Source organism: Streptomyces sp. NPDC029151, from assembly GCF_055564315.1.
Map to the genome: position 1 here is coordinate 638,708 of NZ_JBVHWQ010000001.1, position 12,853 is coordinate 651,560.

General features: G+C 74.6%; 2 protein-coding genes and 1 pseudogene. All 3 read right to left on the bottom strand.

All coding sequences use genetic code 11. The features are described from left to right. Positions 1 to 112: 112 nt before the first annotated feature. Positions 113 to 1,456 (bottom strand): NAD(P)/FAD-dependent oxidoreductase, encoded by a 1,344-nt coding sequence (locus ACZ4VF_RS02540; RefSeq protein WP_467922667.1) that lies wholly within the window; start codon positions 1,454 to 1,456, stop codon positions 113 to 115. Between the two features lie 56 nt (positions 1,457 to 1,512). Then, on the bottom strand, positions 1,513 to 2,310 hold the full coding sequence (locus ACZ4VF_RS02545) for an arylamine N-acetyltransferase family protein (RefSeq protein WP_467922668.1): 798 nt from the start codon (positions 2,308 to 2,310) through the stop codon (positions 1,513 to 1,515). Positions 2,311 to 2,353: 43 nt separating this feature from the next. Further along, positions 2,354 to 12,844, bottom strand: a pseudogene (locus ACZ4VF_RS02550) (type I polyketide synthase); the annotation flags it as partial. Between the last annotated feature and the right edge of the window lie 9 nt (positions 12,845 to 12,853).

The following is a 12,853-nucleotide window of genomic DNA, read 5'->3' on the forward strand; positions in this document are numbered from 1 at the left end:
TCGGTGGTGCGCGGACTCGGTCGGTCGCCCGGAGCCCGGCCGGCGGCGGCACACCGCGGCCGGGTCTCCGTGGCGGACGGGCCCCGGAGGGCTCGGGCCCCCGGGAAGGGTGTCACTGGCCGGCGGTCACCCGGCGGATGCGGGACTCGGCGCGCTCCTTGCGGTCCTGCTCGTCCAGGTGCGGATAGGACGGGCAGCCGTAGACCCGCTGGAACGGCTCGAAGGTGTCCCACTCGGGGCGCCGGCGCATCTCCTGGGCGACCGCGTTGTGCTCGCTCCAGAAGTCGCCGCCGATCAGCCGGATCAGGTAGCGCTCCAGCGTGTCGCGGTCGGTGGTGCGGCCGGCGTCGGCGGCGACCGCGACGAGTTCGCCGTCGTAGAAGGCGTGGATGAGCCGGATGTAGGTGTCGTAGCCGGTCTTGAAGAAGTTCTCGTACTCCGCGATCAGCCGGTCGGCGTCCTGCGGGTTCTTCAGGGCCCGGCTGAGGGCCTCGGCGGCGCGGACCGCGGTGGCGGAGGCGACGAGGACGCCGCCGGAGAACATGGGGTCGCCGAAGCAGCCGGCGTCGCCGACCATGACCCAGCCGGGGCCGGTGACGGTGTCGGTGTGGTAGCAGTAGTCGGTCTCGACCTTCAGGTCCATGACCGGCCGGGTGCCGGTCAGCCGGGTGGTGATCCGCGGCACCCGGGCGAGGTGCTCCTCGAAGACCTTCTCCGGGGTGGAGGCGCGGAAGACGTCGCGGGGCATGACGGTGCCGACACTGATGACGTCCTTGGACAGCGGGATGGCCCACACCCAGCCGTCGGCGTGCGCGCCCACCTGGATGTCGCCCTCGACGCCGAGGTTGTGCTTCTCGTTCAGGCCGTCGTAGTGCCGGAACACCGCGACCATGCGGAGCTTCTCCAGCGTCTTGCGCAGCCCGAACTTGTGGGCGATGCGCCCGGCGCGCCCGCTGGCGTCGACGACGTACTGCGCGCGGACCTCGTGCTCCTCGCCGTCCTTGGTGTAGCGGACGCCGACCATGCGGTCGCCCTCCATCAGCAGCTCGCCGACGGCGGCGCCGTAGTGGATGTCGGCTCCGGCCTTGCCGGCCTCGTCGACCAGCATGCGGTCGAACCTGGCGCGCTGGACCTGGAAGGCCCGGTCGAAGCGGCCCTCGCCCTGCTTGCCGAAGTCGGCGCGGAAGACGCCGGAGAAGAACTTGGTCTCGGTCGGGTCGATGAACTCGCCGCCGAACTTGGGGACGTAGCCGCCGCTCTCCACCGCTTCCCGCATGCCGATCCGGTCGAACAGGCCCATCATGTACGGCAGCAGGGACTCACCGATGTGGAAGCGCGGGTTCTCCTCGCGTTCCAGGAGCACCACGGAGTGCCCCTCCTTGGCCAGCGTGTAGGCGCTCACCGCGCCGGCGGGTCCGCCGCCGATGACGACGACGTCGGCCGAGTTCTTGCTCATGGGATGTCCTTCCGGTCGGTTGCTGGTGACGTTGGTCGGGGTGGTCCGCCGCCCGGTCACGCGAGGTCGGCGGGGTCGAGGTCGCCGGTGAGGAGGGCGGTGACGAGCCGGTGGTGCTCGGCGTCGTCCACGACGGTGCGGACGCGTTCACGGCCGTCCCGGACGACCAGGAACCGGCGGCCCTTCAGCACGGCCTGGCCGTCGGCGAAGGTTCTGCCGCACAGGGTGCCCTGGCCGTCGTCCGGGGCGGCGGTGGCGTGGTGGGCGCGGGCCCGGTCCTCCAGTTCCTTCCAGTCGTGCCACTGGCGGGCCCGGAGCCGGAAGGTGTAGACGGTGCCCCACCGGGTGACGCGCCCGCGCCGCTGCACGGCGACGGTGCCGTCCTCCTTGCTCACGAGCCGGTACTGGCAGCCGTACTGGGTCTGCACCTCGTCGCCGACGCGCAGCGGTTCGAGGTACGACGGTCCCGGGTAGCCGACGTCGACGAGCCACTCCTCGCCGTCGAGGACGGCCCGGAGGAACATGTGCTCGATCTCGGTGCCGAAGTTCTCGCGGCCCTCGGCGGTGCTCGCGGCCAGCAGGGACACCTCGTAGCCCAGTGCGGACAGGAGCCGGAAGAAGAGCCGGTTGAGCTGGAAGCAGGTGCCGCCCAGGCCTTCCATGATCCCGGTGCGGAACACCTCGTCCTCGTCCACGTCCACGAGGTTCACGCCGTCGGCGAAGCCCTGTCCGGCGACGTTGTACGGCAGGGTCATCAGGTGCTGTTTGTGCAGGGTGCGCAGGGTGGCCAGGTCGGGCCTCGGCGCTCCCCGCGTCCAGCCGATGCGGCGGAGGTAGGCATCCACGTCGAACATGCGGTCATCTGCTCCCTTCGGGGTCGGTGCGGTGGTGGACGCCTCAGACGGACAGGGCGACGGGCCCGGTGCCGTCCTCGCCGTACAGGCGTTCGGTCAGGTGGGCGACGATCCTCGCGGGGGTCGGGTGGTCGAAGACGAGACCCGCGCCGAGCTTGGTGCCGGTCAGCTCGCCGAGCCGGTTGCGCAGTTCGAGCGCGGTCAGCGAGTCGAAGCCGATCTCGAACAGTCCCTGGCCGGCGTCGACCTGGTGGGTGCCGGCGTAGCCGAGGACGACGCCGATCTGGGCGCGCACCAGCTCCAGGAGGGCCTCGGTCCGCTCCCCCGCCGGGAGTCCGGCGAGGCGTTCGGCGAGCCGGCGCCGCTCGTCCCCGGTGACGGCGGCCCGCGCCGACTGCCGGCCGGCCCGGACGAGTCCGCGCAGCAGCGGCGGCACGGCGGCCCCGCCGGTGGCGTCGGCGCGCAGGCCCCGCAGGTCCAGCTTGGCCGGCACGAGCAGGGTCCGGTCGCCGCCCAGCGCCGCGTCGAACAGCTCCATGCCCTCCTCGGGTGTGAGGGCGAGGACGCCGCCGCGGCGGCTGAGCCGGCCGCGGACGCGTTCGTCGGCGCCGGCCGCCATGCCGGTGGTCTGCTCCCACAGGCCCCAGGCGAGCGACCGCGCCGGGAACCCGGCCGCCCGGCGGCGCGCCATCAGCGCGTCCATGCAGGCGTTGGCGGCGGCGTAGCTCCCGGTTCCGGCGCCGAGGAAGACGGCGGAGACCGAGGAGTAGGCGATGAACGCGTCCAGGTCCGGGACGAGTTCGCGGGTCAGCTCGTCCAGGTGCCGGGTGGCCGTCACCTTGGGCGCGAACACCCGGGCCAGCCGGTCGGGTTCGATCTCGCCGACCACGCCCGCGTCGTACAGGCCGGCCGCGTGGACGACGGCGGTGAGGCGGGGCCTGCCGGTCTCGGCGAGCCCGGTGAGCAGTGCCGCGACCGCGTCCCGGTCGGTCACGTCACAGGCGGGTACCGCGACCGACTCGGCGCCCAGCGCCTCAAGCCCGGCCACCAGCTCCCGCGCACCCTCGGCCTCCGCGCCGCGCCGGCTGACGAGGACGAGGTGCCGGATGCCGTGCCGGGTCACCAGGTGCCGGGCCAGCAGCCCGGCCAGGGAGCCGGTGCCACCGGTGATCAGCACCGTGCCGTCCGGGTCGAGCGCCGGTTCCGCGGAGCCGGCCGGGGCGCGCCGCGCGAGCCGCGGCACGTGCAGCGCCCCGTCGCGGACCGCGAGCTGCGGTTCACCGGTGGCGAGGACCGCGCCCAGCAACTCCCCCACGTCTGCGAGGCGTTCGGCGCCGGTGTCGAGGAGGACGATCTGGTCGGGGTTCTCGGCCTGCGCGGCGCGGATCAGTCCCCAGACGGCCGCGCCGCCGGGGTCGGTGACCGTCTCGTCACCGCCCGCGGGAACCGCGCCCCGGGTGAGCACGACCAGCCGGCTGTCCTCCAGGCCGCCGCCGGCGAGCCAGGTCTGGACGACTTCCAGGACGCGCTCGGTCACGGCGAGCGGGGTGTCGTCCGGGCCTGTGGTCGCGGCCTCCACGACGACGGCGCGGGGCAGCCCGGCGCCGTCCTGGGCGTCCTCGGCGAGGGTCGCCACCTCCTCCGCGGTGGACAGCCGCAGCCAGGACGGGGCCTCGGTGCCCTGGGGCCGGGGCAGCGGCACCCAGTCGACGCCGAACAGCATGTCCCCGCCGCCGGTGCGCAGTTGCTCGGGGCTGACCGGCCGGAACACCAGGGAGTCCGCGCTGAGGACGGGGCTGCCGGTCTCGTCGGCGGCCTCCAGGGACAGCGCGTCCGGGGCGGGCCGGGCGACCCGGATCCGCAGGGCCGCGGCGCCGGCGGCGTGCAGGGTGAGCCCGTTCCAGGCGAAGGGCAGCATCGTGCGGTGCTCGCCGCTGCTCAGGAACGCCTTGGTGTGCAGGGCGGCGTCGAGCAGCGCGGGGTGGAGGCCGAACTCCGCGGCGGCGGCACGGTGCTGCTCGGGCAGGGCGATCTCGGCGAAGAGCTCCTCGCCTCGCCGCCACACCGCGCGCAGGCCGCGGAAGACGGGGCCGTAGCGGTAGTCGTGGTCGCGCAGTCCGGCGTAGAAGTCCTCCGGGGTCACCTCGACGCGTTCGGCGCCGGGCGGCGGCCAGGTGGTGAGGTCGGGGTGGGCGGCGGCGCGGGTACGGGGGGCCGGGGTGAGCACGCCGGTGGCGTGCCGGGTCCAGTCGCCGGTGCCGGCGGGGCCGTCGGGCGTGGAGTGGAGGGTGACGGTGCGGGCGCCGTGTTCGTCGGGTCCGCCGACGCCGACCTGGACGCGGACGCCGCCCTGTGCGGGCAGGACGAGCGGTGCCTCGATGACCAGTTCGTCCAGGGTGGCGCAGCCGGCCTCGTCGCCGGCGCGGACGGCGAGCTCCACCAGTGCGGTGCCGGGCAGCAGCACGACGTCGCCCACGGCGTGGTCGGCGAGCCAGGGGTGGCTGCGCAGGGACAGCCGTGAGGTGCACAGCACTCCGCCGGTGTCGGGCACCTCGACCACCGCGCCGACGAGCGGGTGACCGGCGCCGGCCAGGCCCAGCGAGGCGGCGTCCGCGGCGGCGGCCGGGGCGGGCAGCCAGTAGTGCTGGTGGTCGAAGGCGTAGGTCGGCAAGTCCACGCGTTCGGCGGCGCCCTCGGGCAGGACCGCCGTCCAGTCCACGGGGACGCCCTTGACGAACAGGTCCGCCAGGGAGGCCATAAGCCGCCGGGGGCCGCCGTCGTCCCGGCGCAGGGTGCCGGTCACCAGCACGTCGGCGCCGTCGGCGGTCTCGCTGATCGCCGGGGCCAGCACCGGGTGGGCGCCGACCTCAACGAACACGGTGTGCCCGGTCTCCAGCAGATCGGTGACGGCGTCGCCGAAGCGGACCGGCCGGCGCATGTTCCGGTACCAGTAGTCGGCGTCGAGTACACCGGCCCCGGTGACGCGCTCGCCGGTGACCGTGGAGTGGAAGGGGACGACGGGAGCCTGACCGCGGACGTCGGCGAACGCCTTGATCAGGGGTTCGCGCACCGCCTCCACGTGCGGGGTGTGGGAGGCGAAGTCGACGGCGATCCGCCGGGTCCGGACGCCCTGGGCCGTCAGCGCCCCGAGGACCTCGTCGAGGGCGTCCGCTTCGCCGGACACCACGACCGAGGAGGGGCTGTTGACCGCAGACACGTGGACGCGGCCCGCCCAGGGTTCGACGGCGGCGGCCGCCTCGGCCTCGGGCAGGGACACGGCGATCATGCCGCCGTGCCCGGACAGCCGCTCGGCGATCACCTGGCCGCGCAGCGCCACCAGCCGGGCGGCCTCCTCCAGCGGCAGCGCTCCGGAGACGCAGGCCGCGGCGATCTCGCCCTGCGAGTGGCCGACGACGGCGTCCGGGACGACGCCGGCCGCGGCCCACACGGCCGCGAGGCCCACCATCACGGCGAAGCCCGCCGACTGGCCGACGTCGGCACGCCGCAGCAGTTCGGGCGGTGTCCGGCCGCGCAGCACGTCCTCCAGTTCCCAGTCCACCCAGGGTTCCAGCGCCCGTGCGCACTCGGCGATCCGCTCGGCGAACACGGGCGAGCTGTCGAGGAGTTCGCCGCCCATGCCGGCCCACTGGGCGCCCTGGCCGGGGAAGACGAAGACGACCTTGCCGGCGCCGGCCGGGGCGGGGCCGCCGGTCACCACGGCGGGGCTGTGCTCGCCGCCGGCCAGCGCGCGCAGCCCGGTGAGGGCCTCCTCACGGGTGCCGGCGACGACCACGGCCCGCTCGGGCAGGACGGCCCGCCGGGTCACCAGGGCCGCCGCGACCTCGGCGGGCATCGCGCCGGTGCGGTCGAGGAACGCGGCGAGCCGTGCGGCCTGCCCGGTGAGCGCCGTGGTGCCCCGGGCCGACAGCACGAGCGGTACGACCCCGGCGGGGGCCGCCTGCGGCGCGCTCGCGTCCTCCTGATCCTCGTCGGCCTCCTCCAGGATGACGTGCGCGTTGGTGCCGCTGAGCCCGAACGAGGACACCGCGGCCCGGCGCGGCCGCCCCGGGTCGGCCCACGCGCGGGCCTCGGTGAGCAGGCGCACCGCACCGGCCGACCAGTCGACCTGGGAGGAGGGCGCGTCGACGTGCAGGGTGGCGGGCATCTCGCGGTGCCGCAGCGCCTGTACGGCCTTGATCACGCCGGCCACCCCGGCGGCGGCCTGGGCGTGTCCGATGTTCGACTTCAACGAGCCCAGCCACAGCGGCCGTTCGGGGTCGCGGTCCCTGCCGTACGTCGCGAGCAGGGCCTGTGCCTCGATCGGGTCGCCGAGGACGGTGCCGGTGCCGTGGCCCTCGACCAGGTCCACGTCCGCCGGGGTCAGCCCGGCCGCGGCGAGCGCCTTGCGGATGACCCGCTGCTGGGAGGGCCCGTTGGGGGCGGTCAGGCCGTTGGAGGCGCCGTCCTGGTTGACGGCCGAGCCGCGGATCACGGCGAGCACCGGGTGCCCCTTGCGGCGGGCCTCGGAGAGGCGTTCCAGGACGACGACACCCGCGCCCTCGGCCCAGCCGGTGCCGTCGGCGGCGTCGGCGTACGACTTGCACCGCCCGTCCGGGGCCAGCGCCCGCTGCCGGGAGAACTCCATGAACATGCCCGGACCGGCCATCACCGTGGAGCCCCCGGCGAGGGCCAGGGAGCACTCGCCGCCCCGCAGCGCCTGCGCGGCCAGGTGCAGGGCGACCAGCGAGGAGGAGCAGGCGGTGTCGACGGTCACCGCCGGGCCCTCGAAGCCGAAGACGTACGACACCCGGCCGGAGGCCACGCTGGCCCCGGCGCCGGTCAGCGCGAACCCGCCGACTTCTTCCGGGACTTCGCCGCCGGAGTAGTAGTCGACGCCCATGATGCCGCTGAACACGCCGACGTCGCTGCCCTTGAGCGCGGTCGGGTCGATACCGGCCCGCTCCAGGGCCTCCCAGGAGGTCTCCAGCAGCAGCCGCTGCTGCGGGTCCATGGCGACCGCCTCGCGCGGTGAGATCCCGAAGAACAGCGGGTCGAACAGCGGCGCCTCGTGCAGGAAGCCGCCCTGCCCGACGTACGACGTCCCGGCGTGCTCGGGGTCGGCGTCGTAGACCGCGTCGAGGTCCCAGCCGCGGTCGGCGGGGAACCCGCTGACACCGTCGCGTCCTTCCCGCACCAGTCGCCACAGCTCCTCCGGGCTGCCGACCCCGCCGGGCAGCCGGCAGGCCATGCCCACCACGGCGATCGGCTCGTCGGGGTCGTGCCGCACGGGCGCCGGCGCGGCGGCGGCCGGGGTCACGCCCTGGAACTCCTCGTGCAGGTGCCGGGCGAGGGCGAGGGGGGTCGGGTAGTCGAAGACGGCGGTGGCGGGCAGGTTGAGGCCGGTGGCCTCGCGGAGCCGGTTGCGTAGTTCGACGGAGGTGAGGGAGTCGAACCCGGCGTCCTTGAACGCCGTCTCGGCCCTGACCCGCTCGGGACCGGCGTGCCCGAGGACGTTCGCGACGTGGGTGCGGACGACGTCGAGGAGCAGTGCCTCCCGTTCGGCGGGGGCCAGCCCGGCCAGCCGCCCGGCCAGTCCGTCCCGGCCCTCGCCTCCGGTCCCGCGCGCGGCACGCCGGCCCGCGCGGACGAGCCCGCGCAGCAGCGGCGGCACGGTGGCCCCGCCGGTGGCGTCGGCCCGCAGCCCGCGCAGGTCGAGCCTGACCGGAACGAGCAGGGTGTGCCCGCTGCCCAGGGCCGCGTCGAACAGCTCCATGCCCTCCTCGGGGCGGAGGGCCAGCACGCCGCCCCGGCGGCTCATGCGGCTGCGGGACAGGTCGTCCAGGCCGGCGCCCATGCCGGTGGTCTGCTCCCACAGGCCCCAGGCGAGCGACCGCGCCGGGAACCCGGCCGCCCGGCGGCGCGCCATCAGCGCGTCCATGCAGGCGTTGGCGGCTCCGTAACTCCCGGTGCCCGCGCCGAGGAAGACACCGGAGACGGACGAGTAGGTGACGAACACGTCCAGGTCGGGGACGAGTTCCCGGGTCAGCGCGTCCAGGTGCTCCACGGCCGTCACCTTCGGCGCGAACACCCGATCCAGCCGCGTGGGGTCGATCTCCCCGACCACGCCCGCGTCGAACACACCGGCCGCGTGGACGACGGCGGTCAGCCGGGGCTTCCCGGGTCCGGTCAGCCCGGCCAGCAGTGCCGTCACCGCGTCCCGGTCGGTCACGTCACAGGCGGGTACCGCGACCGACTCGGCGCCCAGCGCCTCCAGCCCGGCCACCAGCTCCCGCGCACCCTCGGCCTCCGGACCGCGCCGGCTGACGAGGACGAGGTGCCGGATGCCGTGCCGGGTCACCAGGTGCCGGGCCAGCAGCCCGGCCAGGGAGCCGGTGCCACCGGTGATCAGCACCGTGCCGTCCGGGTCCAGCACCGGCCCAGCGGGGACGGCCCCGGCGGCCCTGGCGAGACGCGGCACGTACAACGCGCCGCCCCGGACGGCCACTTGCGGTTCACCGGAGGCCGACACCGCGTCGAGGTCCACCTCGTCCGTCTCGGTGTCGACGAGGACGATCCGGTCGGGGTTCTCCGCCTGCGCCGCCCGCACGAGCCCCCAGACGGCCGCCCCACCGGGGTCGGTGACCGCCTCGTCTCCCCCGGCGGGCACCGCGCCCCGGGTCACCACCACCAGCCGGCCGTCCTCGGCGGCCTGGTCGTCCGCGAGCCACGCCTGTACGGCCTCCAGTACCCGGGCCACCAGCGCCACCGGGGTCTCCCCGGCCGCACGGGCGTCGACCACCGACGCCACACCGGCACCGGCACCGGACACGGGCGGCAGCTCGCTCCACTCCACCCGGTACAGCGCGTCGGCGCCGGGTGCGCCGGCCGCCGCTTCGAGCTGTTCACCGGAGACGGCCCGCGAGACCAGCGAGTCCAGCGTCAGCACCAGGTCACCGGTGTCGTCCACGGCTTCCAGCGACAGCGTGTCCGGGTCGGGCCGCAGCAGCCGGACCCGGACCGCCGCGGCACCGGAGGCGTGCAGCGTCAGCCCGTTCCAGGCGAACGGCAGCCGCACCACCGCCTCCCGCTTTGGCACGGCACCGTCGGCGACCTCGGCGGCCGCGTCCAGGATGCTGGCGTGCAGTGCGGCGTCGAGCAGCGCCGGGTGCATGCCGAACCCGGCGGCGGCGTCCCGCTGTTCCTGCGGTACGACGACCTCGGCGAACAGTTCGTCGTCGCGCCGCCAGACCTTCCGCACGCACTGGAACGCCGGGCCGTACCCGTATCCCGCGCGCGTCAGCTTCTCGTAGCCGTCGGAGATGTCGACCTGCCGGGCGCCGGGCGGGGGCCAGGCGGTGAAGTCGAACGTGGCGTCCGCTGCGGGCGCGGTCGTGGTGAGTCTGCCGGAGGCGTGCCGGGTCCAGGCGTCCGGGCCGCTCTCCGTCCCGGTCTCGTGGCGGGTGGAGTACACCTCCACACCGCGGCCACCGGTCTCGTCCGGCCCGCCGACCGCGACCAGGACGCGCACGGCACCCTGCTCGGGCACGACCAGCGGAGCCTCGATCACGAGCTCCTCCAGCATTCCGCAGCCGACCTCGTCACCGGCCCGTACGGCCAGCTCCACCAGCCCGGTGCCGGGCACGAGCACCACTCCCCCGATGGCATGGTCGGCCAGCCAGGAGTGCGTGCGCAGCGACAGCCGGGAAGTGAGGACCAGTCCGTCCGACTGCGGCAACGGCACCACCGCACCGAGCAGGGGGTGGTCCGCCGGTCCCTGCCCCAGGGCGGTGGCGTCCAGGAGGGGGCCGGGGGCCGGGAGCCAGTAGTGCTGGTGGTCGAAGGCGTACGTCGGCAGGTCCACCTGCGCTTCGGTCGCGCCCTCGGGGAGCACGGCCGCCCAGTCCACCTTGGACCCGCGGACGAAGAGATGAGCCACGGCCGACAGGAGGGTCTGCGCCTCGTCACGGTCGTCGCGCAGGGCGGGCACGCTCACCGCGTCCTCACCCGCCGACTCCGCGATGGCGCCCGTCAGGGCGCCGCCGGGGCCGAGTTCGAGGAACACCGACCCGCCCGTGGCACCAATGCCCTCCGCGAACCGGACGGGACGACGGACGTGATCAACCCAGTACCCCGGATCCGACAACTGGCCCGGCTCCGCGAGCCCGCCCGTCACGTTCGACACCACCGGAATCGTCGGCTCGTTCCACGTCAGACCCGACAGGGCCTGGGCGAAGTCCGACAGCATCGGCTCCATCAGCGCCGAGTGGAAGGCGTGCGACACGGTGAGCCGCTTCACCCGACGGCCCTGCTCTCGCAGCTTCTCCGCCACGGCCGTGACGGCCCCCTCCTCACCGGAGAGCACCACCGAACCGGGCGCGTTGACGGCGGCGAGGTCGACACCCGCACCGAGGTGGTCCTCGACCTCCGCCTCGGTCGCGGCCACCGCGACCATCGCACCACCCGACGGAAGGGCCTGCATCAGCCGGCCCCGCGCCGCGACCAGCGCCGCCGCATCCTCCAGCGACAACACCCCGGCCACATGCGCCGCGACGACCTCACCGATCGAGTGCCCGGCCACCACGTCCGGCCGTACACCCCAGGACTCCACCAGCCGGAACAACGCCGACTCCACCGCGAACAACCCGGCCTGCGTGAACACCGTCTGGTCCAGCAGACCGTCACCCGCGTCACCGACGCCGAAGACCACGTCCTTGACCGACTGCCTCAGACGCAGCTGTGCGTCCAAGGCGGCACAGGCATCGTCCAAGGCCTGCGCGAACACGGGATACCGGTCATACAACTCCCGGCCCATACCCACCCGTTGCGACCCCTGCCCCGGGAACACGAACACCGTCTTCCCGCCGGCCCCCATGCCCGTGACCACCGAGGCGGCGGTCTCCCCCTCGGCCAGTGCCCGCAGCCCGGCCACCGCCTCCTCACGCGACCCGGCGACGACCACGGCCCGCTCGGACAGCACCGCCCGTCGCGAGACCAGCGCTCCGGCGACGCCGGCCAGCGGGGCTCCGGTGCCGGTCCCGCTGTCGGTCCCGGTCTCGGTGAGGAAGTCCGCGAGCCGTCCCGCCTGGCCGGCGAGCGCGGCGGTGTTCCGTGCCGACACGACGACCGGTACGGGGCCGTCGGTGGGGGCCACCGGCTGGGCAGGGGGCTCCTCCGGTGCCTGTTCCAGGATCACGTGGGCGTTGGTGCCGCTGACGCCGAAGCCGGAGACGCCGGCGCGGCGAGGCCGGTTCACGTCCGGCCACTCGCGGGCCTGCGTGAGCAGCCGTACGGCGCCCGCGTCCCAGTCGACGCGGGGGGACGGTTCGTCCACGTGGAGGGTGGCCGGGAGGACGCCGTGCCGCATGGCCTGGATCATCTTGATGACACCGGCGACACCGGCGGCGGCCTGGGTGTGACCGATGTTGGACTTCAACGAGCCGAGCCACAGGGGTTGTTCGCGGTCCTGGCCGTAGGTGGCGAGCAGGGCCTGGGCCTCGATGGGGTCGCCGAGGGTCGTGCCGGTGCCGTGGCCCTCCACCGCGTCGACGTCCGCCGGGGTCAGCCCGGCCGACGCCAACGCCTTGCGGATCACGCGCTGTTGTGCGGGCCCGTTGGGGGCGGTGAGGCCGTTGGACGCGCCGTCCTGGTTGACCGCCGTGCCGCGCACGACGGCGAGCACCCGGTGGCCCTTGCGCTGCGCCTCCGACAGTCGTTCCAGTACGACGACTCCGGCGCCCTCCGCCCAGCCGGTGCCGTCGGCGGTGGACGAGTAGGCCTTGCAGCGGCCGTCGGCGGCGAGGCCCCGCTGCCGGGAGAAGTCGATGAACAGGCCGGGGGTGGCCATGACGGTGGCGCCGCCCGCCAGGGCCATCGAGCACTCGCCGCGGCGCAGCGCCTGCACGGCGAGGTGGATGGCGACCAGGGAGGACGAGCAAGCGGTGTCGAGGGTGACGGCGGGACCCTCGAAGCCGAACACGTAGGAGACGCGGCCGGAGGCCACGCTGGACGCCGCACCGGTGCCGGTGAAGCCCTCCAGTTCGGGCGGGACGCTGCCGCCGGCGAAGTAGTCGACGCCCATGATGCCGTTGAAGACACCGACGTCCGTGCCCTTCAGCGACAGGGGATCGATACCGGCCCGCTCCAGCGCCTCCCAGGAGGTTTCGAGGAGGAGCCGCTGCTGCGGGTCCATCGCCAGCGCCTCACGCGGGGAGATCCCGAAGAACTCGGCGTCGAACCGGCCGGCGCCCCGCAGGAATCCTCCCTGGTCGACGTAGGAGGTGCCGGTCTTCTCGGGGTCGGCGTCCAGGAGGGTGCCGAGGTCCCAGCCGCGGTCGTCCGGGAAGCCCGACACCCCGTCGCGGCCCTCGGCGACGAGCTCCCAGAGCTGTTCGGGTGTGTCGGCGCCGCCGGGGAGCCGGCAGGCCATGCCGACGATGGCGATCGGTTCACGCGAGGCGGACAGCAGCTGCTGGTTCCGCTTCTTCAGCGTGCCGACCTCTTCGAGCGACTTGCGCAGCGCCTCGACAAGCTTCTCGTAGGAAGC

Bases quoted from the DNA above. Each gene is read 5' to 3' on its own strand.
- ACZ4VF_RS02540 (WP_467922667.1), bottom strand. From the start codon at position 1,456: ATGAGCAAGAACTCGGCCGACGTCGTCGTCATCGGCGGCGGACCCGCC.
- ACZ4VF_RS02545 (WP_467922668.1), bottom strand. From the start codon at position 2,310: ATGTTCGACGTGGATGCCTACCTCCGCCGCATCGGCTGGACGCGGGGA.